Below are 26,386 nucleotides of genomic sequence, written 5' to 3'. Positions count from 1 at the left end.
ACGACGCTTGAGCGGAACAGCCGATGTCTAACCCCGGCGAGGGCGACCTCACCCCTATCGATGGCCTCAGCCAGCTTGCCAGCTATTTCGATGCAGGCTGCAAGCCGGCGGAGAAGTTTCGCATCGGCACGGAGCATGAGAAATTCGGCTTCCGCCGCGACGATTTCTCTCCGCCGCCTTATGAGCCCGGCGGTATCCGCGCCATGCTGGAAGGCATCGGCGCCGACGGCTGGTCCCCGATTCTGGACCAGGGCCAGCCCATCGGGCTGACGCGGGACGGCGCCTCGGTCTCTCTGGAGCCCGCCGGCCAGTTCGAGCTGTCGGGCGGCCTGTGCCGCACGCTGCATGAGACGCAGGCCGAGCTTGACGCCCATCTGGCGGAAGTCCGCGCCGTCGCCGGGCCGCTCGGCCTGGGTTTCGCGCCGCTCGGCTTCCATCCGCTGGCGACCCGCGACGCCATGCCCTGGATGCCGAAGGGCCGCTACGCCATCATGCGCCGCTATATGCCGCTGGTCGGCACGCGCGGGCTGGATATGATGACCCGCACCTGCACGGTGCAGGTCAATCTCGATTTCGGCAGCGAAGCCGATATGGTGCGCAAGCTGCGCGTCAGCCTGGCCCTGCAATCCTTCGGGACCGCGCTTTTCGCCAATTCGCCCTTCTATGAGGGCCGCCCGAACGGCGCGCTGTCCAACCGCGCGCTGGTCTGGACCGATACCGACAATGCCCGCTCCGGCATTCCGGCGGTGGTGTTCGAGGATGGGTTCGGCTTTGAGCGCTTCGCCGATTTCGCCCTCGATGTGCCGATGTATTTCGTCTATCGCGACGGCCATTACATCGATACGGCCGGCGCCTCCTTCCGGGATTTCATGGCCGGCCGCCTGCCGGGTCTGGAAGGCCAGCGCCCGACCATGGGCGACTTCGCCGACCATCTGACCACGCTGTTCACCGATGTCCGTCTCAAGCGGTTTCTGGAAATGCGCGGCGCGGATGCGGGTTCTCCCGCCATGATGACCGCCTTCTCGGCCTTCTGGGTTGGGCTGCTGTATGATGATGCGGCGCTGACAGCGTCGGAAGATCTGGTGCGCGGCCTGTCTGCCGCCGACCTCATGGTGACGCGGGCCGCCGTGCCGACACAGGGGCTGGACGCGCCCTGGCGCCAGGGCCGCCTGCGCGATCTTGTCAAACCCCTGGTCGCCATCGCCGAAGGCGGTCTCGCGTCCCGTGGCCTGACCAATGCGGCAGGCGAGGACGAGCGGATCTATCTGGAACCGCTGCGCGACATCGCGGCCGGCGGCCCCACCCAAGCCGAGCATTGGCTCGCGCGGTTTAACGGCGCCTGGGGTGGCGACGTGCGGCCCATTTTCAACGAGGCCGCGATCTGAGCGACAGTTCCAACATCTTCGATCGCGCGGCGGTCCGTCGCCATCGCGCCCGCGCCGCGCGCACGGTGGCGGACGTGGCGCCTGTTCTGGAAGATGTCGCCGACCGGCTGCTGGACCGGGTGACGGAAACCACACGGCATTTTACCGCGGCGCTCGATATCGGTGGCCGCGGCGTCATCGCGCCGCGCCTCCGCGCCCTGGGCATTCCCACCATCGCCATGGACCTGTCAGCCGAGATGGCTGCGGTGAGCGGCGCGCCTTATCTGGCAGGCGACGAGGAACTGCTGCCCTTCGGACCGGGCAGTTTCGATCTGGTCGTCGCCAATCTCTCGCTGCATTGGGTGAATGATCTGCCGGGCGCGCTGATTCAGATCCGCCGGGCGATGCGGCCTGACGGGCTGCTGCTGGCCAGCCTGCCGCTGCTGGGCACGCTGGATGAGCTGCGCCGTGCTTTGACCGAGGCTGAGGCGGAGCTGAGTGGCGGTGTCAGCCCCCGCATCTCACCCTTCCCCGAATTGCGGGATTGCGCCGGGCTGCTGCAGCGCGCGGGCTTTTCATCGCCCGTCGCCGATCAGGATGAGATCGAGCTGCTCTATGCCAATCCGCTCGCCTTGCTGCGGGATCTGCAGGCGGCCGGGGAGCGCAATGCCATCCGCGAGCGCAGCCACAGGCCCGCACCGGCCGCCTTGTTCCCTTCCGCGCTGATGCGCATGCCGGTGACGCCGGAAGGCCGTCTGCGCGTGACGCTGAAGCTGGGCATGATGACGGCCTGGTCGACCCCGGGCGCAGTGCCGCCGGGTTAGGCTTCGGCCTGCGCCACCGGCGGCAGCCCTGCGAGAGCGCGCCAGCCGGCCTCGTCCAGCACGGTCAGGCCAAGGGCCGCGGCCTTCTTTGCCTTCGAGCCGGCATCCGCCCCGGCCACCACGAAATCGGTGTTTTTGGAGACACTGTCCGTCACGCGCGCGCCCAGCGCCTCGGCCCGCGCCTTGGCCTCCGGCCGGGTCATGCTCTCCATGCCGCCGGTGAAGACGATGGTCTTGCCGGCGAGCGGACTATCGGGCCCGGCCTGCGCCGCGTCCTCAATCGTCAGGACATCAGCCAGCGCATCCAGCACCGCGATATTGCGTTCCTCGGCGAAGAACTCGACCAGTTCCTCGGCGACCGCCGGGCCGATGCCGATGATGCTACCCAGCGCCAGCCTCTCATCCGAGCCGACCATGCGGGCGGCCAGCATCTGTTCGCGCCAATGGGCAAAACTGCCATAGTGGCGCGCGAGCAGCTTGGCGTTCGTCTCGCCGATGCGGCGGATGCCCAAAGCGTAGATGAAGCGCGCCAGCGGGATCGTCCGCCGCGCCTCAATCGCGCGGATGAGGTTGCGGGCCGACAGTTCCCCCCAGCCTTCGCGCTGGGCGATGGCCGGCTCGTGCTCGGCCAGGGTGAAGATATCGACCGGAGTCTTGAGAAGACCATCGGCAAAAAACTCGGCAACCGTCTTGTCGCCGAGGCCTTCGATGTCGAAAGCCCCGCGGGAGACGAAATGGATCAGCCGCTCCACCTGCTGGGCCGGGCAGACCAGGCCTCCTGTGCAGCGGCGCACGACCTCACCGGGCGGCCGCAGCGCGAGCGACCCGCAGACCGGACAGGTCTCCGGCGGCATCCAGGCTTCTGCGCCCTCCGGCCGCTTTTCCGCCAGGCTGCCCAGAATTTGCGGAATCACATCGCCCGCGCGTTGCAGCATCACCGTGTCACCGACGCGGATATCCTTGCGCGCGATCTCATCCTCATTATGCAGCGTGGCCCGGCTGACGAGCACGCCGCCGACATTGACGGGATCGAGTTCGGCGACGGGCGTCAGCGCGCCGGTGCGGCCGACCTGGATATTGATCTGGCGCAGGATGGTGACGGCCTGCTCGGCCGGAAATTTCCAGGCGATCGCCCAGCGCGGCGCACGGCCGACAAAACCCAGGCGCCGCTGCAGGGTGACATCGTCCAGCTTGTAGACGACACCATCGATATCATAGGGCAGTTCGGCCCGGCCAAGACCGATCTCGCTTTGGAACGCTTCTGCCTCTGTGCCGCCATGCACGACGCGGCGCAGCGGGTTGACCTGGAAACCCCATTCCTCCAGCCGTTCCAGAAAATGCCAGTGACTATCGGCAATTTCCTCGCTCGCCTCACCGGCCGCATAGGCGAAGAAGCTGAGCGGACGGGACGCGGTGATGCGCGCATCGAGCTGGCGCAGACTGCCGGCCGCGGCATTGCGCGGATTGGCGAAGATCTTGTCGCCTGCCCCTTCCTGCGCCGCGTTCAGCGCCAGGAAATCGGCTTTCGTCATCAAGACCTCGCCGCGGATTTCCATCTTCGCGGGCGCCGGTCCGTGCAGATTTTGCGGCACGGTTTTGAGCGTGCGGATATTCTCCGTCACCAGCTCCCCCTCGAATCCATCACCACGCGTAGCGGCGGCAACCAAGGCACCGTTCTCGTAGGTGATGGACAGCGAAAGCCCGTCGAGCTTGGGTTCCGCGACAAAGCGCAGACCCGCCTCGTCCTTGAGACCCAGAAAGCGGCGGATACGGGCCTCAAACTCGACGAAATCCTCCGCTCCGAACGCATTGTCGAGCGAGAGCATCGGAATGCCGTGCGGCCATTTGCGGAAACCCGCGGCCGGCGCCGCGCCCACCTTGTCAACGGGCGAAGCAACCTCGCCGAGCGCGGGATGGGCCGCCAAAATCTCATTATGGCGGCGGCGCCAGCCGTCATAGTCGGCGTCCGTCACCTCGGGTGCGTCGTTCTGATGATAGGCGATATCGGCCGCCGCAATTCGGGCAACGAGATCAGCGAGTTCCGCCTTCAGCGCTGCATCCACGGTCCCGGCCGTTTTCGGTTTCCGGCTCATGCCGCGTTCCCCAATAGGCTATCGGCCGCCGCCCGCGCGGCCTCCGTCACTTCTTCGCCCGCCAGCATGCGGGCCACTTCCTCGCGCCGCGCCTCACCGGTCAGCGGTTCGACGCGGGTGGCGCTGCGACCACCATCGACCGCCTTGGCGACACGCAGATGCGCATTGCCGCGCGCGGCCACCTGCGGGCTGTGGGTGACCGTCAGCAGCTGAATATCCTGGGCGAGGCGGGCCAGCCGTTCCCCCACGGCCGCCGCCGTCGCGCCACCGATGCCCGAATCGACCTCGTCGAAAATCAGCGTCCCGACCGGCGAGCCACGGCTCAGCACCAGTTTCAGCGCCAGCATGAGGCGCGACAGCTCGCCGCCCGAAGCGATGCGGTCGATCGCCCCCGGAATCTGGCCGGGATTGGTCGCAATGAGGAACTGAACCTGCTCCACCCCGCGGGCGGACCATGCGGATTCCGCGAGTTCGGTGATGTCCACGACAAAGCGCGTCTTATCCAGCCGCAGCGGCGGCAGCTCGGCCATGATGGCCGCCTGCAATGCCTTTGCGGCCTTCAGGCGCGCGACCGTGAGATGCTTGGCCGCCGCGATGAAGGCCAGGCGATCGGCGGCCGCCGCCGCTTCCAGCTCGGTTAGCTGGGCCGAGCCGGTATCGAGGGCCGCCAGGCGGTCGGCCAGCCGGTCCCGTAGCGCAGGCAGGTCTGCGACGGTGACGCTATGCTTGCGCGCGGCGGCGCGCAGCGCAAACAGACGCTCCTCCGCCCGTTCCAGCTCACGCGGATCGTCCTCCACCTCCTGCGACAGGCGGGAGAGCAGGGTTTCGGCCTCGGCGAGCGCTTCCTCGGCGCGGTCGATAGCCGCGAGCGCCGGGGTCAGCGGATTGTCCTGTTCGGCCTCGGCCGAGAGGCTGCTGGGCAGCAGGCGCTGCAGGCTGCGCGCGGCGGCACGCAAAGCGGCACCCGGACCGGGATTGCGGCGTTCGCGCGGCGCGATTTCGGAGAGTGCGGCCGTGATCGCCTCGGCCCGGCGGGCCGCCTGCTGCATGGCATGGCGGGCCTGGGCCAGCGCCTCCTCCTCGCCCGGCTCGGCCCGGAGGTCGGTCAGTTCGCCCACGGCATGGCGCAGCCATTCCTCATCCCGCTGGGCGGCGGCCATCGCCTGACGGGCCTTGTCGAGCGCGGCCAGACGGTCGCGCCAGCGCCGCCAGGTAGAGACGACAGCATCCGAGACCGCATGATCGACGCCGAAGGTATCCAGCAGCGGACCATGGGCGGTGGGATCGGCCAGGCCGATCTGATCATGCTGGCCCTGCACCTCAACCAGGAGGGCGGCCAGGCGGCGCAGCAGCCCGGCGCTGACGGGCTGATCATTGACGAAAGCGCGGGAGCGGCCGTCGCGATTGACGACGCGGCGAATGACGATTTCCTCCTCCGCCTCCAGCCCCTGCTCCATCAGCAGGCCGAAAGCGGGGTGGGTCAGCTCGGGCGTGAAGAAGGCGGTGACGCTCGCCTGATCCTGGCCGGAGCGGACGAGACCGCTATCGGCGCGAGCACCCAGCGCCAGGCCCAGACTGTCGAGCAGGATGGATTTGCCGGCGCCGGTCTCGCCGGTCAGGACCGTCAGGCCCTGGCCGAAACTGAGATCGAGACGGTCGATCAGCACCACATCGCGGATGGAAAGCGCACTCAGCATGGCGCCTATCCAGCCACAGGACGGGGGTTTAGAACAGCCAGCCGAAGAACCCGCCGGAGGATTTGGGCGGCGGCGTGGTGGTCGGCGCTGTGCTCACGCTGCCGGTCGCATTGGTCGTTTCCGCGTCCGACGCGGCCGCATTCTCAGCGCCGGTCTTGCGCGCAATGACACCCTGCGAGGCAAGGGCCGAATAGGCATTCTTGTACCAGGTGCTGCCAGGGTAGTTATAGGCGAGCACTGCGGCCGTACGCCGCGCTTCATCCGTCATGCCGAGCTTGAGATAGACTTCGGTCAGGCGTTCCAGCGCTTCCGCGGTGTGATTGGTCGTCTGGTAGTTGTTGATGACGACCTGATAGCGGCCGATGGCGGCGGCATAGAGATGCTGCTTCTCATACCATTTGCCGACCACCATCTCATGCCCGGCGAGCTGATCTTCGCCAAGATCAATCTTGAGCTGCGCATCGCGGGCATAGGCGCTGTTGGGGAAGCGGTTGACGACTTCCTGCAGGGCCGTGATCGCGTCCGTGGTCGTTGCCTGGTCACGCTGCACATCCGCGATCTGCTCGTAATAGCAGAGCGAGCGCAGGTAATAGGCATAGGCGATGTCGCGGTCGGCCGGATGAAGGTCGATATAGCGGTTCAGCGCGCTGATGGCGTCGCTGTAGTGGCTGCGCAGATATTCGGCATAGCCATGCATGAGCTGCGCATTCGTCGCCCAGGGCGAATAGGGCGTGTTCTGCTCGATATCGTTGAAGTCGTTTACGGCCGATTGATAGTCCTGTTTCTGAATGGCGTTGATGCCATTGTTATAGACCACCTCGGGCGGCAGCTGCGCGTTGCGGGCTGAAATCTGGCTCGCAGTCGGGCCAGAATTGAACAACCCGCAGCCGGACAGAGCCGGGGCGAGGATCAGGACGATCGGAAGAATCCGGCGGTGCTGTGACATTGTCGGCGACTTATACCATTCCATGGCTTGCGCGAAGACCCTTAACGCCTTGGGACGGACGCCGCTACCGGCTGCCGCCGGGAACCCAGGTGACTTCCCGGCCCGAACCGGCATTCAAGGCGCGACTGAGCACAAAAAGATGGTCCGAGAGACGGTTGAGATAGCGGAGTGCAAGGGGATTGACCGGCTCCTGTGCCGCAAGGGCGACGGCCAGCCGTTCGGCGCGGCGCACGATGGTGCGCGCCAGATGGGCGTATGCCGCGGCCGGCATGCCGCCCGGCAGCACGAAGCTGGTCAGCGGAGGCAGGCTCGCATTCATGGCCTCGACCTCGGCCTCCAGGCGCAGAATGGAGCCCTCCTCCATGCGCAGGCGGCGGCGCTCGGACGGGTCACTGTCTTCAGGCGCGCAAAGATCGGCGCCAAGGTCGAACAGATCGTTCTGGATTCGGGCAAGCATAGCGTCTTCCGCTGGCTGGCCCGTCGTATGCAGACGGATCAGGCCGATCGTGGCATTGGCTTCATCCACCGTGCCGAAGGCCTCCACGCGCAGCGTATCCTTGCGCACCCGCGTGCCGGTGCCGAGCGAGGTCATGCCGTCATCGCCACCGCGGGTCACTATCCGGTCGATTCTGATCGTCATGCGCTCTCGGCCTCGATGCTCGTTCCACCCAAACAGGTGCAGGCCCCGATAGCCCGGCCCGGCGCCGGTGTCACGGGCGGTCGCCATCAATTACGCTGCAGACGGCGCATCGGCCTTCCAAAAACCTGCATTGTCTCGGTGCAAAAGCAGAGCTATGTGCAGTGCAGCATGGATGTGTCCGTTCCCGAACAGTCGGTTTTGAGCGGTGCCCCAACCGGGGCCGGACCGCTGGCCTGCTATCGCTACGCGGTCGCCCAACAGCAGATCGTGGCGGACCCTGCCCAGGCGGCGGCGGTTGAGCGGCTGCAGGCGCTATGGATCAAGCTCCGTCACTACGACCCGCCGGCGCGGCTTGCCCGCAAATCCCTGATCGGCCGCTTCCTGCGCCGCAAGCCGGTGGATGAAGCGCCGGGCAGCCAGATCAACGGCCTCTATCTCGTCGGCGAAGTCGGACGCGGCAAGTCCATGCTGATGGACATGTTTTTCGAGACCTCGGACGTGCCGCGCCGCCGGCGCATCCACTTTCACGCCTTCATGCAGGAAGCCCACGCCCGGGTCTTCGCCTGGAAGCAGGAAAACCCCGACGGCCAGGACCCGATCCCGCCGCTGGCCGACCGCATCGCCGATGAAGCGATTCTGCTCTGCTTCGACGAGTTTCAGATCAACGATATCGCCGACGCCATCCTGCTCGGCCGCCTGTTCGAGGCGCTGTTCGAGCGCGGCGTCATTGTCGTCGCGACCTCCAATACCGTGCCGGACGACCTGTTTCGCGGTCAGCCGGGGCGCGATGCCTTTCTGCCCTTCATCGCCGTGCTGAAGCAGCATCTGGACGTGCTGGTGCTGGAAGCACAGCGGGACTACCGGCGCCTGCGGCCGAATACCGACGATACCTGGCATGTCCCGCCCGGTCCCGCGTCGCGCGCCCTGCTGGACGCCGCCTTCGCGGAGCTGAGCCACGAGGCGCCGGTGAAGCCGGAGCAGCTGCATGTGATGGGCCGCGTACTGCCGGTGCCGCAGGCAGCCAGCGGCGTGGCACGGTTCAGCTTCGCCGAACTTTGCGCCCGCAATCTGGGCGCCGGCGACTATCTGGCGATCGCGACCCATTTTCAGGCCGTGGTGCTGGACGATATTCCGCTGCTGACGCCCGACAACCATAATGAGGCGCGGCGCTTCATCAATCTGATCGACAATCTGTACGATCATCGCGTGAAGCTGATCGCGTCTGCCGCCGCCATGCCGGATTCGCTCTATCCCAGCGGCGAGGGTGCCAAAGCCTTCGAGCGGACGGCGTCACGGCTGATGGAAATGCGCACCGAGGCCTATTTCGCCCTCGCCCACCTTACCTGACGCCTGATCGCCGGCCGAATTTAGGCGCGAAGGCCCTGGGGCACACGGGCGCCCTTGAATCCTCTGGATTTTGCGGCCGATTTGCGCGGCGCCAGCGGCACCAGATTGTTCAGGAACATGGTGGTCGCCGCCGACCAGGAGAAACGCTCGGCGAAGCGGCGGCAGGCCGAACGGTCGGCCGTCAGCGCCCCGAGTGCGGCAATGCGCAGATCCTCGTCCAGCCGGCCCACGGCGGGCTCGACACCGCCGAGGATGTCGCGCGGCCCCGGCACCGGATAGGCGGCGACCGGCGTGCCGCAGGCCAGCGCTTCCAGCATCACCAGGCCGAAGGTGTCCGTTTTGCTCGGGAAGACGAAAACATCGGCTGACGCATAGGCCCGCGTCAGGGCCACGCCCGACAGCATGCCAGTGAAGCGCGCCTCCGGGTGGCGGCGCTCCAGCCCGGCGCGATCCGGCCCGTCACCCACGACCAGCTTGGAGCCGGGCAGGTCGAGCGCCAGGAAGGCCTCGATATTTTTCTCGACCGCCAGCCGCCCGGCATAGAGGAACACTGGCCGGACCAGCCCTTCCGTCTCCTGCCGCAGCTCCGGCGTGAAGCCTGCGGTGTCCACGCCCCGCGTCCAATGGCAGACATTGGCGAAGCCGCGCCCCGACAATTCCTTGATCAGGCTCGGCGTCGCCGCCATCACCGCAGAGCCTGCGCCATGGAAGGAGCGTATCCAGCGATAGACCATACGTTCCGTCCAGGCCCGCGGAAAGGGCAGCCGGGCCGCGACATATTCCGGGAAGCGGGTATGGAAGGACGTGGTGAAGGCATAGCGCTCGGCCCGCGCCCAGCGACGGGCGGAGAGGCCGAGCGGCCCCTCGGTCGCGATATGCAGCGCGTCCGGCTTGAACTGGCGCAGCATCTTATGCAGCCGCTGGCCCGGCAGCAGCGCCAGACGGATTTCCGGGTAGAAGGGGCAAGGCAGGGTGCGGAAACGGTCAGGCCCGAAAACCTCGACCTCTATTCCCCGGCCGCGCAGCTCCTGCACCAGCTGACCCAGACTGCGGACCACGCCATTGACCTGCGGATGCCAGGCATCCGAGATGATGGCGACGCGTTGCGGCCAGCCGGTCATGCCGGGATCGGCGCGGCCGGCAGCGGCGCGTCAGGCAGCGCCGGCTGGGACACCGCCGCGGCGCGGGCGGGTGCCGCCGCGCGCTGGCTCTGGCGCAGCACACTCGGCCAGTCGATCAGCTCGAACCGGCCGTCATGATGTTCGACTAGCGCCGTGCAGCTTTCCACCCAGTCACCGGTATTGAAGTAGCGGGTCTCGCCGATCATGCGCATTTCGGCATGATGGATATGGCCGCACACCACACCGTCCATCTCGCGGTTGCGGGCTTCCTGGGAGAGGGCGACCTCGAAACTGTCGATGAACTTTACCGCTTCCTTCACCTGGCGCTTCAGCCAGGCGGAGAGCGACCAGTAGGGGTAGCCGAAATGGCGACGGCCCCAGTTGAACCAGCGGTTGGCGACCAGCGCCACGGTATAGGCATGGTCGCCGAGATGGGCGAGGAACTTGGCGTAGCGGACGACACTGTCGAAGGCATCGCCATGGATGACGAGCAGCTTTTCGCCGGTGGCGGTCGTATGAATGGCTTCTTCCATCAGCTTGATGCCGGCGATTTCCAGGCCCAGCGGCAGCCAGGCGCGCACCATCTCGTCATGGTTGCCGGGGATATAGATGACTTCCGTGCCATGTTTCGCGTGGCGCAGGATGGTGCGCAGCAGGGCGTCATGGTGGCGGTCCCAGAACCAGGATTTGCGCAGCCGCCAGCCGTCGATGATATCGCCGACCAGATACAGCTGTTCGCAGCTGGCATTGGCCAGAAAGTCATTCAGCATCGCGGGCTGACTGCCCTTGGTGCCAAGATGCACGTCGGACACGAAGACCGCGCGGTATAGCGGCGCCTTCGGCGATTGGGCCTGATCCCGCAGCGGGCGGGTGCCGATATCGTAAGGCATGTCGTTCATGGCGCGACTCGCGATCGATTGTCTGAACGCGCATCGACTAATCCGTCAGGCCGTCACGCCCTAGTGACACTTGGATGAACCCCTCAAAACGTCATAATTCCTGCCCAAATACTAAAATATCGGCTGAGGGCCGCCTGTTACGCTTTGGCTTGGTCGCGCGTATAGTGAACGAAGCCGCAAAGGATCACCGCCGGCATGACCAGCCGCCGCTTTCTGTTTATCGAGCCGGGCGCCTGGGTCCGTCATCCTGGCTGCCCGCAATGGGGGCTGGGCCAGGTGCAATCGGTGGTGAATGACCGCATTACGGTGAATTTTGAGGATGCCGGCAAGGTGCTGATCAATGCCAGCGTCGTCAGCCTCGAACTGGTGGATGACTGATGGCAAGCCTCGCCCAGCCTTTGATCGATCCTTTCGGCCGCGCGATTTCCTATCTCCGCATCTCGGTGACCGACCGCTGCGACCTGCGCTGCGTCTATTGCATGCAGGAAAACATGACCTTCCTGCCGCGCGAGGAGCTGCTAACCTTTGAGGAGCTGGAACGGCTGGGTCGGATCTTCATCCGTCTTGGCACCACCAAGCTGCGCATCACCGGCGGCGAGCCGCTGGTCCGCCGCGACGTCATGCGGCTGATCGCCTCGCTCGGCCAGGATATCGGGCCTCAGGGGCTGCAGGAACTGACGCTGACCACCAATGCCAGCCAGCTCGGCCGCCATGCTGAAGCGCTGGTCGCTGCCGGCATGCGGCGCATCAATGTCAGCCTCGATACGCTCAACCCGGATCGCTTCCGCGCTATCACGCGCGGCGGCCGGCTGGAGCAGACGCTGGCCGGACTCATGGCGGCCAAGGCCGCCGGGCTCCGCATCAAGATCAATACCGTGGCACTGCGTGGCGTGAACGAGGACGATATCGACGACCTCATCGCCTGGTGCGGCGCGCAGGGCTTCGACCTCTGCCTGATCGAGACCATGCCGCTGGGAGAAACCGGGGAGAACAGGGTCGAGCAGTATCTGCCGCTCACCCTTCTGCGGCCGAAGCTGGACCAGCGCTGGACGCTGACGCGCGAGCTGGAGCCCGAGACGGCAATGGCGGGAATCGCACCGGGGCCGGCGCGGTATTGGCGGATTGCGGAAACGGGGGGGCGGATCGGCTTCATCACGCCGCTGACGGAGCATTTTTGCGACAGCTGCAACCGCGTACGGCTAACCTGCACGGGCACGCTGTTTCTATGCCTGGGGCAGGAGGAGTCCGCCGATTTGCGGACGCCACTCCGGGCGGGCGCCAGCGACCACGACATGGAAACGCTGATTCGCGCAGCGATCGCGCGCAAGCCACACCGCCACGATTTCATGATCGGGGCTGACGCGCCCCAAAAACAGCTAGCCCGCCACATGAGTGTGACGGGCGGCTGATAGCGCTCAGTTCGTCTCAGACCATACCTCTGCCACCGGCAGAGGTATCAGACCGGTCGGAAATCAGACGGCTGCGGCAGCGGCAGTCTTGCGGGCGGCAGCGCGCTCCAGGCGACGCTTGATCACCTTCGCCTCAGCCGGTAGGCGGCTGGTCGGGGTGGTGAGCAGGAAATTGTCGATCCCGCCATTGTGCTCGATCGTGCGCAGACCGCGAGCGGTCACGCGCAGGGTGATCGGGGCACCCAGGATGTCAGACATCACGGACGCATCCTGAATATTGGGCAGGAAGCGGCGGCGGGTCTTGTTATTGGCGTGGCTGACATTGTTGCCAGACATCACGCCCTTACCGGTGATTTCGCAGCGACGGGACATTGGAACCTCGACACATCAAACGGGTCTCACCACGCAAAAGGCAGGAGCGCGGCATCCCGACGGAGGCGGGCTTATGGCGAAAGCAGCGCCGAGCGTCAAGCAGCCCGGCCCGATTCTTCTCGCCCGCAGAATAGGGGTCAGGCATGCCCCTGTGCGGGCGGATGCGAAAGCTCGGCCATTTCGCCCGATTCCACGCTGGCCCGCGCCTGATCGAGCACAGCCAGTACGGCGGCCGGCGGCAGGCTGCTGGACAGCATGCCGAGCGCGCCGCCGAGCAGGGCGGAGGCGATCGAAATGGGATCAATCTTCTCTTTGGTCATATATTCGATCGCCTGATCGACGACCGCACCAGCATGGCGCAGATTGGGATTGGCTGCTGCCATGCTTTCAAAATTCGGGTCGCTCATTCGGTTACTTCCTTTGTCGCCTGGGGAGAGGCCTGGCCCGGCCTGGCCAGCGGGCCCTGACCGATATCGGAGGGGAGGTCGTCAGCGGCCGCACGCTCGGCGGCGGCAGCCTCTTCCTGCTCGGCCTGTGCCGCCCACATCTTGGCATAGATGCCGCCACGGGCGAGCAAATTCCAGTGGCTGCCGCGTTCAGCGATCTGCCCCTGTTCGAGCACCAGGATCTCATCAGCGTCGACCACCGTGGACAGACGATGCGCGATGGTGAGCGTCGTGCGGTTGCGGGCAATGGCCCGCAGCGCCGCCTGGATTTCCTGCTCGGTGCGGGTGTCGAGTGCGCTGGTCGCCTCATCCAGGATCAGGATGGCCGGGTTCTTCAGCAATGTGCGGGCAATGGCGACGCGCTGCTTTTCCCCGCCCGACAGTTTCAACCCACGCTCGCCGACCTTGGTCTCGTAGCCCAGCGGCAGAGATTTGATGAACTCGTCCAACTGGGCGAGGTGGGCTGCTTCCTCAACCTCGGCCGCCGTCGCGTCGGGCCGGCCATAGGCGATGTTGTAGCGGATGGTGTCGTTGAACAGGACGGTGTCCTGCGGCACCACGCCGATGGCGGCCCGGATGCTGGCCTGGGTCAGATCGCGCAGGTCCTGGCCGTCGATGCGGATGCTGCCGGAATTGGAGTCGTAGAAGCGGAACAGCAGCCGCGTCAGGGTGGATTTGCCAGCGCCTGTAGGCCCGACCACGGCCAGATTGCCGCCGGGCGGAATGGCGAAGCTGACGCCCTTCAGGATCTCGCGGTTCGGGTTGTAGCCGAAATGCACATCCTCGAAGGTCAGCGCGGCGGTGCGGCCCTGCGTCACCAGCGCATGCGCGCCAGGCTTGTCGGCAATCTCGGCGCCCACGCGCATCAGCCGGAACAGATGCTCGGTATCGACCAGACCCTGCTTCACTTCACGGTAGACGAAGCCCAGGAAATTCAGCGGCGTATAGAGCTGCATGAGATAGGTATTGGCCAGCACGAAGCGGCCGACCGTCATATGCCCCGATGCCACGCCCCGCGCCGACAGCAGCATGATGGCCGCCAGGGCCAGGGCGATGATGACCGACTGCCCGACGTTCAGAAAATTGAGCGTGACCTGCGAGCGCACGGCCGCGCGCTCGTATTTCTCGAGCGCCTTATCGAAACGCCGGATCTCCAGCGCCTCATTGCCGAAATATTTTACCGTCTCGTAGTTCAGCAGGCTGTCCACCGCTTTGGTCTGCGCGTCGGCATCGGAATCATTCATCAGCCGGCGGTAGCGGACCCGGTAATTGGTGAAGATGAGCGTAAAACCGACATAGAGCGCGACGGCGATCAGGGTCGTCGCCGCATAGCGCCAGTCGAAGATGCGCCACATGATGGCGGTGACTAGCAGCAGCTCGAACAGCGTCGGCACGATGTTGAAGACGGCGAAGCGCAGCACCTGCTCGATACCATTGGTGCCGCGGTCAATAGCGCGGGACAGGCCACCGGTATGGCGATCCAGATGGAAGCGCAGCGACAGACGGTGGAGATGCTCGAATGTCTGCAGCGCGATACGGCGCACGGCGCGCTGCTGCACGGCGGCGAAGACCGCATCGCGCAATTCGGCAAATGCGCCCGAGGCGATGCGCAGCAGGCAATAGCCGAGAATCAGGGCGATGGGGACGGTGATGGCGGCGCTGGCCGCACCATTGCCCAGCGCGTGTGCGCCCTTCGGCGCCAGGTGATCCACCGCCCGGCTGTAGAAGATCGGGATATAGACGGTCGCGATCTTGGCTAGGATGAGGAGGACGACAGCCGCCACCACCCGCATGCGGGCCATGGTATCGCCCGGCGGCCAGAGGTAGGGAAGAAGCATCCGAAGCGTGTGGGCGGTCGTAGCCGTTACAGCGGCTGCCGCCGCACCCTCACCAACGGGATTTGAAGTCGGGGCAGAAGCCATTCGCTCGATGTGGCATGCCCCCTTCTCATTGCAAAGGCTTCTTGCGCATGGCTGACACTGGACCCGATTCATTCCTGCGTCATATCCAATCCGCCCACAACGCGGTCCTGCCAGGGGACCGGCTGGCCTTTCGCATCGGCGACCTCGCGCTGGGCTGGCTGAAGCCGGATTTTGCCAGCGCCTTCGCCCAGCAGGCCGGTCTCACGCCCGATGCCGCAGGCGCCGTGACGCTGCCCAGCGCCCGTGCGGCTGAGCTTCCCGGGATCGCCCGGGCCATGGGTGAGGCCGGCTGGTTTCGCCTGCGCGGCGAAATGTTCGACGTTCGCGCCGACGAGGAAGGCCCGGCCATCACCATGCTGGATCGCGGGGCCGTGCCGTCCTTCGGCGTCGTCTCCCACGGCGTCCATTGCAACGGGCTGGTGGAGCGGGCCGACGGGCTGCATGTCTGGGTCGCCCGCCGCTCCGCGACCAAGCTGCTTGACCCCGACAAGCTCGACCATATCGTCGCCGGCGGCGTTGCCGCCGGGATGGATGCCGATGAGACCATGATCAAGGAAGCGGGCGAGGAAGCGGGCGTGCCGCCGACGCTCGCCGCCCGCGCGCAGCGCGTCGGTCAACTGCGCTACGACATGGAGCGGCCCGAAGGGCTGCGGCGCGACCTGATCTATTGCTATGACCTTGTCCTGCCTGAAGATTTCATTCCCGTGCCGAGCGACGGCGAGGTGGAAAGCTTCGCGCTGTGGCCGATCGGGCAGGTTGTGGAAACCGTGCGCGGCACCGATCAGTTCAAGTTCAATGTGAGCCTTGTGCTGATCGACCTTTTCCTGCGGCGCGGCCTAATCACGCCGCCGGACGCCGCTCACGCTTTGCGACAGGCTTTGCATCAGCCATCGCGAAGCACTGCACAAAAACTTTTAAATTCAGAAACTTAGAGCGTAACACTGGGCAACAATCCTTGACTGGAAGTTGCCCTTAATGAATGCTTTCTTGCACCCAGATTACTGAGGGGCGGCTTTGCGCCTCTTTGGATGAACTGGGGATTGAAGGCATGGATGGATTGCCGGGATATTATACTGAGACGGCAGTCCCTGCTGCATCCCGCACGATCCGTAACCCGATCGACTGCTGCGGCGTTGGCCTGCATAGCGGTCGCGAGACTAAGCTGGCTTTGCTGCCGGCACCCGCCGGCACTGGCATCGTCTTTCGCCGCACCGATGTCGGCATCGACATTCCGGCCACGTTCGACCGCGTGCTCGACACCCGGCTTTGCACCAAGCTGACGTCTGCGGAACGGCCGGATGTCTCGGTCGGCACCATCGAACATATCATGGCGGCGCTGGCCGCGCTCGCGATCGACAATATCATCGTCACGGTGGACGGGCCGGAAGTGCCGATCCTGGACGGCTCCGCCGCGCCCTTCCTGTTCCTGCTCGACTGCGCCGGTATCGTGGACCTCGACACTCCGCGCGAGATGATCGAAATCCTGCGCACCGTCACGGTCACCGACAAGGGTGCGACCGCCACATTCGAGCCGCTGCCGCCGGGTGTCAGCCGGGTTGGCCTTGATCTATCGGTCTCGATCGATTTCGCAGCGGGCGCCATCGGCAGCCAGTCGCTCGAACTGCGCCTGACCGAGGCGAGTTTCCGCCAGGAAATCGCCCGCGCGCGCACCTTCGCCCAGGCGCAGGAGATTGATCAGCTGCGCGCGGCCGGGCTTGCCCTCGGCGGCAGCCTGGACAATGCCGTGCTGATCGACGGCGACGATGTCGTGAACCCCGCCGGACTGCGCATGTCGCACGAATTCGTCCGCCACAAGGTGCTGGACGCGGTCGGCGATCTGTCTCTGGCCGGCGCCGCGCTGATCGGCCGTTTCACGGGTGAGCGCTCGGGCCATCGCACCAACAACCTGCTGCTGCGCGCGCTGTTCGCCGACCCGACCGCCTTCCGCCGCGTGACCGCCGGCGGCATGCTCAGCCGGGGCTATGGCGGCGCCATGCAGATGCCGCTCGGCATCGCCGCCGCGGCGGCCTGACACCGCCGGAATTGTCCCGCGGGGCAAGCCAACAATTCCTTAATCCAGCTGACACCGGAAACGACTTCTCAATCCGGCCTGGCAGTGCCACATCCAGGCTCATGAACCGTCGTATTCTTCTCGCCAGCCTGCCCGCCCTCGCGCTCATGCTCGCGTCGCTGCCGTGGAGCGCCGCACAGGCGCAGCTGGCGGCCAGCCCGCCCTCCACGCCGCAGGATCAGGCCGATATCGCGGCCGTGGAGACCTATCTCAACAGCGTCAAGTCGCTGGAGGCGCGCTTCCTGCAGGTCGATGCCAGTGGCAATTCCATCGGCGGCAATGTCTGGATGATGCGGCCCGGCCGCATGCGGTTTGAATACGATCCGCCGGACAAGATGCTGCTCGTCGCCGGCCACGGCCTGCTGGTCTATTACGATCCGGCGGTGAAGCAGACCACGAATATCTTCCTGTCCTCGACGCCGCTCGGCCTGCTGCTGCAGGACAATCTGAAACTCTCGGGCGATGTCACCGTCACCGGCATCGCGCGCGCCAAGGGGCAGATTCAGCTGACCCTGATCCGCACCGGCAAGGACGGCGCGGGCGCGATCACCCTGATCTTCGCGACCGATCCGATGACGCTGCGCAGCTGGATCATCACCGATGCCCAGGGGCGGCATACCCAGATCAGCCTCTATAACGTGAAATATGGCGGCAACTATCCGAACAGCATGTTCACTTTCGTGGGTCCGCAGTTCGAGCACTGACCTGAAGTCGGCCAACTGCGGTTAGCCAGACGCGCGCAAAATCCCATGTTGCGGTGCGGCAAAAGCCTGTAGGACAGGCAGCTTCGGCAGAGTTCTGCCTTTCCCTTTGTCCGGCGCACCCTGTCCTATGATCCAGATTGACGGTCTTGTCTTCAACGCCTGGGGACGCCGCTTCTTCGACCGCGCCACCGTCACCCTGCCGGTCAATGCCAAGGTCGGCCTCGTCGGGCGCAACGGCGTCGGCAAATCGACCCTGTTCAAGCTCATCCTCGGCTCGCTGCAACCCGATAGCGGCGAAATCGGCATCCCCAAGACCGCGCGCGTCGCGGCGGTGGACCAGGAACATGCGGCAACCCCGATATCGCTGCTCGACACGATCCTCGCCGCCGATGTCGAACGGGACGCGCTTTATGCCGAACTGGAAACCGCCGCGCCCGAGCGGATGGGCGATATCTACGGCCGGCTGAGCGAGATCGACGCGGATCGCGCCCCCGCCCGCGCGGGTGAAATTCTGGGTGGTCTCGGCTTTTCGACCGAGGATCTGGAACGGCCGATGGCCGAATTTTCGGGCGGCTGGCGCATGCGCGTGGCGCTCGCCTCCGCCCTGTTTGCCCAGCCCGATCTGCTGCTGCTGGACGAACCCACCAACTACCTCGATCTTGAAGGCGCGTTGTGGCTGGAAGCACGGCTGCAGAAATACCCGTATTCCGCGCTCATCATCAGCCATGACCGGGAGCTGCTGAACAATTCCGTGCAGCACATTCTGCATGTGAACGAGGGCAAGCTCGACCTCTATACCGGCGGCTATGACGACTTCGAGCGTCAGCGCGCCGAGAAGCTGCGCCTGCAGGCCTCCTCCCGCGCCAAGCAGGAGGCGGAGCGCGCCCATCTGCAAAGCTTCGTCGACCGCTTCCGCGCCAAGGCCAGCAAGGCCGCGCAGGCGCAGTCACGCATGAAGCGCCTCGCCAAGCTCGAGCCAATCGGCGAGACGATCGAGGAGCGGGTGGCGCCCTTCATGCTGCCCTCCCCCGCCCGTCCGCTGGCGCCGCCGCTGATGCGGCTGGAAGGTGTGGATGTTGGCTATGGCGAAGACCCGCCGATCCTCAAAGGCCTCAATCTGCGGCTCGATATCGACGACCGCATCGGCCTGCTGGGCGTGAACGGCGCCGGCAAGTCGACCTTTGCCAAGATGGCGGCGGGGGCCCTCGCCATCCGCTCCGGCCATATGCAGCGCGAGGGCCGCATCAAGGTCGGCTGGTTCCACCAGCATCAGATCGAGGCGCTGGACCCGGACGATACGCCCCTCGAGATCATCAGCCGCACTTTGCCCGAAATCAGCGAATCCGCCCGCCGCTCCCGCCTCGCGCAATGGGGCCTGGCGCGCTCGAAGCAGGAAACGACGGTGTTCGACCTTTCGGGCGGCGAACGCGCGCGCCTGCTGCTCAACCTTGTGGCTCAAGCGGCGCCGCATCTGCTGATTCTCGATGAGCCGACCAACCATCTGGATATCGACAGCCGCCGCGCGCTGCTGGACGCGCTGAACGAGTATGAGGGCGCGGTCATCCTCATCACCCATGACCGCTCGCTGATGGAGCTGGTCGCTGACCGGCTGTGGCTGGCGGCGGATGGGACGGTGGCACCCTTCGACGGCGATATGGACGATTACGCGCGCTTCGTGCTGGAGCGGGCGAAGGCCGGTTCCGCGCCGACCCAAATCGCGCGCGAGGGTAAGAAGAAGAAAAGGAAAGCCTGAACCCGAAGTTTGTCAGTTTCTGTCAGAACCGCCCATTCAACACCGTCATACCCGCGCAGGCGGGTATCTTCTGAGTGCGCGGAGCCTGTCCCTGAGCGGTGCCGCCTGCTACCGCCAAGACGATGCCCACTTTCGTGGGCATGACGGGTTAAGCTGTTTCAACGAAAGTCTGACAAACCCTAGGGCACGATCAGCGTCTTGAGCCGATCGCTGTCGCCGCGGATCAGCCGCTCATAGGCGGCAGGCACCGCGTCCAGGCCGATCGGCGCTTCCGCAAGCTGGGCGAGCTTTCCGGCCAGACGCGGCAAAAGCGCCAAGGCCTCCGCCTGCTCCCCGGCATAGACGCTGCAGCCGCGCAGATCGAGTTCGCGCTCGACGATCAGATTGGGGTCCAGCACGCCCTCGCCATGAAAGATGCCGACCATGGCGAGGCGCCCGCCCGAGGCTGTGGCCCGCAGCAGAAACCGCAGCACGTCCAGCGAACCGGTGGCATCCAGGCAGAAACGCGGATCTGATCCGCCGGTCGCCTGCTTCAGACTGTCCTGATCGAGCGCCACCGGGCGCGTGCCGACAACCGCCGCCAGTAGCGCTGCGCGAGCGGGGTTGCGCTCAGCCAGCAGAATGGGGCCGAAGCCGTGCTCCGCCAGAAGCAGCGCCGTCAGGCCGCCGATGGTGCCGCCGCCCGTGATCAGGATCGGCGCGCCAGGACTCGGGTCCAGCCGCCGCATGGCATGCAGGGCGACCGCCAAAGGCTCGGCCATGGCGGCGATCAGTGGCGAGAGACCGGCCGGCGCTTTCAATAGGCCCGTGGCCGGGAGCACAACCTGTTCGGCGAAACCGCCGTCGCAAACCTCTCCCACGAAGCCAAGCCTGCCGCAGAGATTACCTCGCCTGGCCAGGCAGTTCGGACAGGTCCCGCAGGCGACGCGGGAATCGGCGACCGCCAGATCGCCTGGCGCAAACCCGGTCACGCCGGGTCCCACGGCCAGCACTTCACCCGACAATTCATGGCCCGGCGTCACCGGCAGCTGCGCGATCCACATGCCTGTTCGGTAATTGTGCAGGTCGGAACCGCAGATGCCCGCCGCCGTCACGCGCAGCAGAACCTGTCCCGGTCCGGGCGCCGGCGGCCATGGCACATCCTCCACCCGCAGATCGCCGGGTTTATGGAAGCGGACAGCGCGCATCATGGGTTAGTGGCTATGGCCATAGAGCGCGTCCGGGGAGATTTCCGGCGCCGCGATTTCAACCAGCCCTTCGGGCCGCGTGGCGCGATAGAAGCAGGAGCGGCGACCGGTATGGCAGGCAACCCCGGTCTGATCGACCAGCAGCAGCAGCGCGTCACCGTCGCAGTCCAGGCGCAGGTCCACCAAACGCTGCGTCTGGCCGGAGCTTTCACCCTTACGCCACAGCTTGCCGCGGCTGCGGCTGTAATAGCAGACGCGCCCGGTGCGCAGCGTCTCAGCCACCGCGTCGCGGTTCATCCAGGCCATCATCAGCACGTCGCCGGTATCGTGCTGCTGCGCGATGGCCGCGACCAGCCCATCCGCATTGAAGGCGAGCGCCGAAAGGACGGTGTCGATCGTGTCAGCCACCGGATACCTCGTTCAGCTTGGCAAAACCGCGCATGAGGTCAGCCTTGATGTCGGCGACGTCCTCAAGCCCGATGTGAATCCGCATCATCTCGCCGCCGAACTGCCCGGTGCCGGCCGAACGGCTGATTGTGCCGGAGGTGGGCAGAATCAGACTCTCGAACCCGCCCCAGGAGGCGCCGATCCCGAACAGGGTCATGACGTCGATCATGGCGCCGACGGCCGCGACATCGTAGCGGGGTTTCAGCACCACCCCGAACAGGCTGGAGGCGCCGGTGAAATCCCGTTTCCAGATCTCGTGCCCCGGCGAACCTGGCAGAGCCGGGTGCAGCACGCGCAGCACTTCGGGCCGCTGCTCCAGCCAGCGCGCAATCTCAAGCCCGCTTTCCATCTGATGGCGCAGCCGCACGCCCAGGCTGCGGATGCCGCGCAGCGCCAGCCAACAGTCATCCGGGCTCGCATATTGGCCGAGCGCCGTGGCAGCGTCGCGCAACCGGCGCCAGTCGGCGTCGTTCGCGACCGTAACAGCGCCCAGGATGATGTCGGAATGGCCACCGATATATTTGGTCGCCGCCTGGATCGAGATGTCGCAGCCATGCTGGAACGGCTGGAAGAAGTGGACGCCCCAGGTATTGTCGATCATCACCTTTGCACCGTGTGCGTGAGCGACGGCGGCCAGCGCCGGCACGTCCTGCACCTCAAACGTATGGCTGCCCGGGCTTTCCAGGAAGAGAACGCGGGTCTCGGGCCGCATCAGCCCTTCCAGAGCCTCGGCCGTGATCATCGGATCGTAATAGGTGGTTGCGATACCGAGTCCGGCCAGCATGCCGTCGCAGAAGCGGCGGGTCGGGCCATAGACGTTATCCGGCACCAGCACATGCTCGCCGCTTTTCAGAAAGGCGAGCAGCGGCGTGGTGATGGCGGAGAGACCCGAAGAGACGATCTGGCAGCGCGTGCCGCCCTCGATCTCGGCAATCGCCGTTTCCAGCGCAAAATGCGTCGGCGTGCCATGGGTGCCGTAGACCTGCGCCTGCTCGTAGCGAAGGCTGTCCATGCTTTTGCGATGCGCGAGATCGGGATGCAGCACCGTCGACCCGCGGACGAGCGGCGCATTGACGAAACCATGGGCACGCGCGCCGGGCCGTCCGACCTGCGTCAGCCGCGTGGCAAACCGCGCCCCTGCAGCCTCGGTTTCGTCATCCCGTCGATCATCCGGCATCGCTTGCAACTTCCACTTTGGTATCGGGGCGGCCGCCCCATTCCGTCCAAGAGCCATCATAAAGCGCGCCGATCGGCAAGCCCGCGACGGCCAGACCCAGCGTCAGCACGGCCGCCGTGACACCGGTGCCGCAGCTGGTGACGACCGGCTGGCTGCCATCCGCGCCTTCGGCCGCGAAACGCGCGCGCAGCTGGTCAGGCGGCAGCATGGTGCCGTCGGCGGCCAGCAACTGGCCGAAGGGGATGCTATGGGCGCCCGGCATGTGGCCGCCGCGGATGCCGGCCCGCGGTTCTGGCGCGGTGCCGGCGAAGCGGCCCGCGGGCCGCGCGTCGAGGATAAGGGCGCTGCCGTCACTCACGATCGCCGTCATGGCCGCAATATCGCGGACCAGTTCGGGCCGCAGGGCGGGTGTAAAGGTGGTGGGGGTCGGCAGGACCGCCGCGGCCGTCTCCAGCGGGCGGTTCTCGGCTTTCCATTTCGGCAGGCCGCCATCCAGCACCGCCACCCGGTCATGGCCGAAGACGCGCATCATCCACCAGCAGCGGGCAGCCGAAAACAGACCGAGCTGATCATAGAAGATGACGGTCGCGGTGTTGGAGATGCCCAGCGCGCCGGCCATGTCGGCAAAGACCGCGGGCGGGGGCAGCATATGCGGCAGGTCGGATGCCGCATCCTTGATGACGTCGATATCGAAGAAGCGGGCGCCGGGAATGCGCGCCTCGGCAAACAGCGCCGCCGCATTGCGCGGATCGTTGGGCAGATAGAAGGAGCCGTCGCAGATGACGACATTCGGGTCGTCCAGATGATCCGCCAGCCAATCCGTCGTCACGAGCGGCGTCATGTCGGTCTCTCCTTTTCTGCGTACAGGTCCATAGTCTCCCCGGCCGGCCAGCGAGACAAGGTTAGCATCCTGTGACACTGGTGCAGGTGCGAAGCAGCCGTCTCACGTTCTCCCGCAATCTGTTGTAACAAGACCCTTCCCGCCCGCTTGGCCAAAGGATTGCGCGCCCCGTGACCGAACGACTGCTCATCTGGGTGCTGCTTGGCACGTTGATCGCGGGCTGTTTCGCCGTGGTCGAGCCCTTCATCGCAGCTATCGCCTGGGCCGCGATCCTGACCTTCACCACTTGGCCGATTTTCCTATGGCTGCGCGGCCGCCTGCGCCTGTCGCGCAGCCTGGCCGCCTTGATCATGATCCTGGCGACGGCGCTGGTGATCCTGCTGCCGCTGGTCCTGATCGCCCAGAGCGCTTTGCAGAATGCGGCCGATATCCGCCGCATGATCAATGAGGTGCTGATCTTCGGCCTGCCGCCGGCGCCGCCCTGGGTCGCCAGCCTGCCGCTCTTCGGTTCCACCATCAGCGATGTCTGGAACCATTGGTCGGCCGATCTGGAAAGCCTGCTGGCGGCGGCACACCCCTATTTGGGCCTGGCCGCGAAAGAGGCGCTGCACCTTGTTATTCTGGCGACCGATGGCATCGTGCGCATGGGCCTGGCTCTGTTCATCGCCTTCTTTTTCTTCATCTATGGCGACGGCTTGGCACGCCATATCGGCAATATTCTGTTCCGCATCATCGGCGCGCAGGCAGACCGCTTGCTCGCCATCGTGGGCGCCACCGTACGCGGCGCGGTCTATGGCATTCTCAGCACCGCTTTGGTGCAGGGGCTGATGCTGAGCCTTGGCCTTTGGGTCAGCGGCGTGCCGAATGCGGCGGCTCTGGCGCTTGCCGGCACCTTCTTCTCGCTCGTGCCCGGCGGTGGCGCGCTCATCTGGGTGCCGGCCGCGATCTGGCTGCTGAGTTCGGGGGATAATTTTGCGGGGATCGGCCTCGCCATCTGGTGCGGGGTCGGCATTTCGATCGCCGACAGTTTCGTGCGTCCCTGGTTCATCGCCCGCGGGGCTCATCTACCCTTCATCCTGACGCTGCTCGGCGTGCTGGGCGGGGCGCTGGCCTTCGGTATCCTCGGCGTTTTTCTGGGACCAGTGCTGCTCGGCGTGGGCTTCATCCTCGCCGAGGAATTTTCGCGCGGGGTGCCCGTAGCGACGCCGACCGATATCGAGGCTGCCAATCGGCAGGAAGCGCGGGCGGCCGCTGCCACCATCGCGGCGCTGCGCCGCAGCCGCGAGGTCTAGGTTAAACGCGGTTTTCTGTTGGACTTATTGACATCACTTGGTCGTTGGAGTAAATTCCAACATGAACGCGCGACTGCTCCTTGATGAGCGCCAGCAGTTGCGGGCAGAGGCTTTCGTCGCCTTGCGTGTCTGGGCGGTGCCACATGCCGTCCGCGGGTCAGCCCATCGCTACAAATATTCGCTCGCTCTGATCGTCGGCGGCGTTTGCGTTCTGCGCTACGACAATGAAGCGGGCAAAGGGGACCACAAGCATGTCGGGGACTTGGAAGTCATTTATGACTTCACGACACCCGAGCAGCTCATGCGTGATTTTTGGCAGGATGTTGACCAATGGACCCCGGCCTGAAAACCGTCACCCTCTCCGTCTCATCGCGCGACAGCGTGAACCAGCGGCTGCAATCCGCCTTCGAGGGACGAGACCAGGGTGCCCATATCTCCTTCCCTACGGTCGAGCTGCTATGGCAGACCCTGACCACGAAGCGCTGGGAAATCCTGCAGGTGATGACAGGTGCCGGCGTTCTTTCGATCCGGGAAGTCGCGCGCCGTGTCGGCCGTGACGTCAAAGCCGTGCATGGTGATGTCACGGCTCTGGCGCTGGCCGGCGTGATCGACCGCACAGCAGCAGGCGTCGTCTTTCCCTATGACGCCGTGCATGTGGAATTTACGCTCGGCACCGCGCTCAAGCCGCAGAAAGCGGCCTGAGCGGACGAGCCGGAGCTGGTTAGTAGGTCACCACGGTGCGGATCGATTCGCCGCGCTTCATCAGGTCGAAGCCTTCGTTGATCTGCTCGAAGGGCAGAACATGGGTGATGAGATCGTCGATATTGATCTTGCCGTCCATGTACCAGTCGACGATGCGCGGCACGTCCGTGCGGCCGCGGGCGCCCCCGAAGGCCGTGCCCAGCCACTGCCGCCCGGTGACGAGCTGGAAGGGCCGCGTGCTGATTTCGGCGCCAGCCGGCGCCACGCCGATGATGATGGACTTGCCCCAGCCGCGATGGGCGCATTCCAGCGCCTGGCGCATCACCTTCACATTGCCGATGCATTCAAAGCTGTAATCGGCGCCCCCCTTGGTCAGGCTCACCAGATAGGGCACCAGATCGCCCTCGACCTCGCTCGGATTGACGTAATGGGTCATGCCGAATTTCTCGGCCATCGGCACGCGGCCGGGGTTGAGATCCACACCCACGATCATCTCGGCGCCGGCCAGACGCGCGCCCTGCACGACGTTCAGCCCGATGCCGCCCAGGCCGAAGACGACGACCTTGGCCCCCGGCTCGACCTTTGCCGTATTGATGACGGCGCCGATGCCCGTGGTGACACCGCAACCGATGTAGCAAACCTTATCGAAGGGCGCGTCCTCGCGGATTTTTGCGAGCGCAATCTCAGGCAGGACCGTGAAGTTGGAGAAGGTCGAGGTGCCCATATAATGGTAGATCGGCTCGCCGCCGCTGGAGAAGCGGGAGGTGCCGTCCGGCATCAGCCCCTGCCCCTGGGTCGAGCGGATGGCGACGCAAAGATTGGTCTTGCGGCTGAGACAGTATTCGCATTGGCGGCATTCCGGCGTGTAGAGCGGAATGACGTGATCGCCCTTCTTCAGGCTGGTGACGCCGGCCCCGACATCGACCACCACGCCGGCGCCCTCATGCCCGAGGATGGAGGGAAAAATGCCTTCGGGGTCGGCCCCCGAGAGGGTGAATTCATCCGTATGGCAAATGCCGGTGGCCTTGATCTCGACCAGCACTTCGCCGGCGCGCGGGCCTTCCAGGTCGACGGTCTCGATGCTCAAAGGCTGCGCCTTGGCGCGGGCGACGGCGGCACGGGTCTTCATGGA

Annotated in this window: 26 protein-coding genes; 12 read left to right on the top strand and 14 right to left on the bottom strand. The window is 65.6% G+C overall.

Translation table 11 applies throughout. The features are described 5' to 3' along the window. Positions 1–23 precede the first annotated feature (23 nt). The gene (locus AC3G7M_RS04750; protein ID WP_489214565.1) at positions 24–1,385 is read left to right on the top strand and encodes a glutamate--cysteine ligase; all 1,362 of its coding nucleotides are present in this window, start codon (positions 24–26) and stop codon (positions 1,383–1,385) included. A 74-nt stretch (positions 1,386–1,459) separates the two neighbouring features. Continuing rightward, positions 1,460–2,188 (top strand): methyltransferase domain-containing protein, encoded by a 729-nt coding sequence (locus AC3G7M_RS04745; protein ID WP_489214564.1) that lies wholly within the window; start codon positions 1,460–1,462, stop codon positions 2,186–2,188. Here the strand turns inward: AC3G7M_RS04745 and ligA are convergent. From ligA to AC3G7M_RS04725, 4 genes are all read right to left on the bottom strand, one after another. Then, positions 2,185–4,281 (bottom strand): NAD-dependent DNA ligase LigA, encoded by a 2,097-nt coding sequence (gene ligA / locus AC3G7M_RS04740; protein WP_489214563.1) that lies wholly within the window; start codon positions 4,279–4,281, stop codon positions 2,185–2,187. The genes AC3G7M_RS04745 and ligA overlap by 4 nt on opposite strands. After that, positions 4,278–5,978 carry a DNA repair protein RecN gene (recN, locus tag AC3G7M_RS04735; protein ID WP_489214562.1) on the bottom strand — a complete coding sequence of 567 codons (1,701 nt, stop codon included), beginning with the start codon at positions 5,976–5,978 and terminating at the stop codon, positions 4,278–4,280. The genes ligA and recN overlap by 4 nt, the downstream gene beginning before the upstream one ends. Before the next feature lie 28 nt (positions 5,979–6,006). After that, positions 6,007–6,924, bottom strand: coding sequence for an outer membrane protein assembly factor BamD (locus AC3G7M_RS04730; RefSeq protein WP_489214561.1), 918 nt, complete (start codon positions 6,922–6,924; stop codon positions 6,007–6,009). Positions 6,925–6,988: 64 nt separating this feature from the next. Further along, complete coding sequence (locus AC3G7M_RS04725; RefSeq protein ID WP_489214560.1) at positions 6,989–7,564, bottom strand: cob(I)yrinic acid a,c-diamide adenosyltransferase; 576 nt, start codon at positions 7,562–7,564, stop codon at positions 6,989–6,991. Between the two features lie 168 nt (positions 7,565–7,732). Between AC3G7M_RS04725 and zapE the strand changes: the two genes are divergently transcribed. Beyond that, entirely contained in the window at positions 7,733–8,911 is a 1,179-nt protein-coding gene (zapE, locus tag AC3G7M_RS04720; RefSeq protein WP_489214559.1) for a cell division protein ZapE, read from the top strand. 20 nt (positions 8,912–8,931) lie between these two features. On the opposite strand, the gene AC3G7M_RS04715 is transcribed toward zapE, so the two are convergent. Together AC3G7M_RS04715 and AC3G7M_RS04710 are read right to left on the bottom strand one after the other, a co-directional pair. Then, complete coding sequence (locus AC3G7M_RS04715) at positions 8,932–10,032, bottom strand: glycosyltransferase family 4 protein (RefSeq protein ID WP_489214558.1); 1,101 nt, start codon at positions 10,030–10,032, stop codon at positions 8,932–8,934. Next, entirely contained in the window at positions 10,029–10,931 is a 903-nt protein-coding gene (locus tag AC3G7M_RS04710) for a UDP-2,3-diacylglucosamine diphosphatase (protein WP_489214557.1), read from the bottom strand. Before AC3G7M_RS04710 ends, AC3G7M_RS04715 begins: the two co-directional genes overlap by 4 nt. A 195-nt stretch (positions 10,932–11,126) precedes the next feature. On the opposite strand from AC3G7M_RS04710, the gene AC3G7M_RS04705 reads away from it, so the two are divergent. Continuing rightward, positions 11,127–11,309, top strand: a complete 183-nt coding sequence (locus AC3G7M_RS04705; protein WP_489214556.1) for a DUF3553 domain-containing protein — start codon at positions 11,127–11,129, stop codon at positions 11,307–11,309. Further along, the gene (gene moaA, locus AC3G7M_RS04700) at positions 11,309–12,340 is read left to right on the top strand and encodes a GTP 3',8-cyclase MoaA (protein WP_489214555.1); all 1,032 of its coding nucleotides are present in this window, start codon (positions 11,309–11,311) and stop codon (positions 12,338–12,340) included. Before AC3G7M_RS04705 ends, moaA begins: the two co-directional genes overlap by 1 nt. A gap of 63 nt (positions 12,341–12,403) precedes the next feature. On the opposite strand, the gene rpmB is transcribed toward moaA, so the two are convergent. From rpmB to AC3G7M_RS04685, 3 genes are all read right to left on the bottom strand, one after another. Beyond that, positions 12,404–12,712: a 50S ribosomal protein L28 gene (rpmB, locus tag AC3G7M_RS04695; RefSeq protein WP_489214554.1), complete on the bottom strand. Its 309-nt coding sequence runs from the start codon at positions 12,710–12,712 to the stop codon at positions 12,404–12,406. 137 nt (positions 12,713–12,849) lie between these two features. After that, complete coding sequence (locus tag AC3G7M_RS04690; RefSeq protein WP_489214553.1) at positions 12,850–13,119, bottom strand: hypothetical protein; 270 nt, start codon at positions 13,117–13,119, stop codon at positions 12,850–12,852. Beyond that, positions 13,116–14,996: an ABCB family ABC transporter ATP-binding protein/permease gene (locus AC3G7M_RS04685; RefSeq protein ID WP_489214552.1), complete on the bottom strand. Its 1,881-nt coding sequence runs from the start codon at positions 14,994–14,996 to the stop codon at positions 13,116–13,118. The genes AC3G7M_RS04690 and AC3G7M_RS04685 overlap by 4 nt, the downstream gene beginning before the upstream one ends. A 131-nt stretch (positions 14,997–15,127) precedes the next feature. On the opposite strand from AC3G7M_RS04685, the gene AC3G7M_RS04680 reads away from it, so the two are divergent. From AC3G7M_RS04680 to AC3G7M_RS04665, 4 genes are all read left to right on the top strand, one after another. Continuing rightward, positions 15,128–16,012 carry an NUDIX hydrolase gene (locus AC3G7M_RS04680; protein WP_489214551.1) on the top strand — a complete coding sequence of 295 codons (885 nt, stop codon included), beginning with the start codon at positions 15,128–15,130 and terminating at the stop codon, positions 16,010–16,012. A 116-nt stretch (positions 16,013–16,128) separates the two neighbouring features. After that, on the top strand, positions 16,129–17,112 hold the full coding sequence (gene lpxC, locus AC3G7M_RS04675; protein WP_489214550.1) for a UDP-3-O-acyl-N-acetylglucosamine deacetylase: 984 nt from the start codon (positions 16,129–16,131) through the stop codon (positions 17,110–17,112). 101 nt (positions 17,113–17,213) lie between these two features. Continuing rightward, positions 17,214–17,855: a LolA family protein gene (locus tag AC3G7M_RS04670; protein WP_489214549.1), complete on the top strand. Its 642-nt coding sequence runs from the start codon at positions 17,214–17,216 to the stop codon at positions 17,853–17,855. Between the two features lie 127 nt (positions 17,856–17,982). Then, entirely contained in the window at positions 17,983–19,608 is a 1,626-nt protein-coding gene (locus AC3G7M_RS04665) for an ABC-F family ATP-binding cassette domain-containing protein (RefSeq protein WP_489214548.1), read from the top strand. A gap of 179 nt (positions 19,609–19,787) precedes the next feature. On the opposite strand, the gene AC3G7M_RS04660 is transcribed toward AC3G7M_RS04665, so the two are convergent. Genes AC3G7M_RS04660 through sseA form a run of 4 tightly spaced genes read right to left on the bottom strand, consistent with a single transcriptional unit; the run spans position 19,788 to position 23,260 of the window. Further along, positions 19,788–20,798, bottom strand: a complete 1,011-nt coding sequence (locus tag AC3G7M_RS04660) for a zinc-dependent alcohol dehydrogenase (RefSeq protein ID WP_489214547.1) — start codon at positions 20,796–20,798, stop codon at positions 19,788–19,790. Between the two features lie 3 nt (positions 20,799–20,801). Then, entirely contained in the window at positions 20,802–21,203 is a 402-nt protein-coding gene (gene hisI / locus AC3G7M_RS04655) for a phosphoribosyl-AMP cyclohydrolase (RefSeq protein ID WP_489214546.1), read from the bottom strand. Then, positions 21,196–22,419 (bottom strand): cystathionine beta-lyase, encoded by a 1,224-nt coding sequence (gene metC / locus AC3G7M_RS04650; RefSeq protein WP_489214545.1) that lies wholly within the window; start codon positions 22,417–22,419, stop codon positions 21,196–21,198. The genes hisI and metC overlap by 8 nt, the downstream gene beginning before the upstream one ends. Beyond that, positions 22,409–23,260, bottom strand: coding sequence for a 3-mercaptopyruvate sulfurtransferase (gene sseA / locus AC3G7M_RS04645; protein WP_489214544.1), 852 nt, complete (start codon positions 23,258–23,260; stop codon positions 22,409–22,411). The genes metC and sseA overlap by 11 nt, the downstream gene beginning before the upstream one ends. A 170-nt stretch (positions 23,261–23,430) precedes the next feature. Here sseA and AC3G7M_RS04640 point away from each other — a divergent pair, with 170 nt between their 5' ends. The 3 genes from AC3G7M_RS04640 (at position 23,431) to AC3G7M_RS04630 (ending at position 25,254) form a co-directional block, all read left to right on the top strand. Then, positions 23,431–24,552 carry an AI-2E family transporter gene (locus tag AC3G7M_RS04640; protein WP_489214543.1) on the top strand — a complete coding sequence of 374 codons (1,122 nt, stop codon included), beginning with the start codon at positions 23,431–23,433 and terminating at the stop codon, positions 24,550–24,552. A 61-nt stretch (positions 24,553–24,613) separates the two neighbouring features. Further along, positions 24,614–24,898: a toxin-antitoxin system TumE family protein gene (locus tag AC3G7M_RS04635; RefSeq protein WP_489214542.1), complete on the top strand. Its 285-nt coding sequence runs from the start codon at positions 24,614–24,616 to the stop codon at positions 24,896–24,898. Continuing rightward, entirely contained in the window at positions 24,883–25,254 is a 372-nt protein-coding gene (locus AC3G7M_RS04630) for an HVO_A0114 family putative DNA-binding protein (protein WP_489214541.1), read from the top strand. Before AC3G7M_RS04635 ends, AC3G7M_RS04630 begins: the two co-directional genes overlap by 16 nt. Positions 25,255–25,273: 19 nt before the next feature. Here the strand turns inward: AC3G7M_RS04630 and AC3G7M_RS04625 are convergent, their stop codons facing one another. After that, entirely contained in the window at positions 25,274–26,383 is a 1,110-nt protein-coding gene (locus tag AC3G7M_RS04625) for an S-(hydroxymethyl)glutathione dehydrogenase/class III alcohol dehydrogenase (RefSeq protein WP_489214540.1), read from the bottom strand. Positions 26,384–26,386: the final 3 nt, after the last annotated feature.

Source organism: Acidisoma sibiricum (assembly GCF_057837225.1).
The sequence above is the reverse complement of the archived record's forward strand: the minus strand, read 5'-3'. Positions and strand labels throughout refer to the sequence as shown.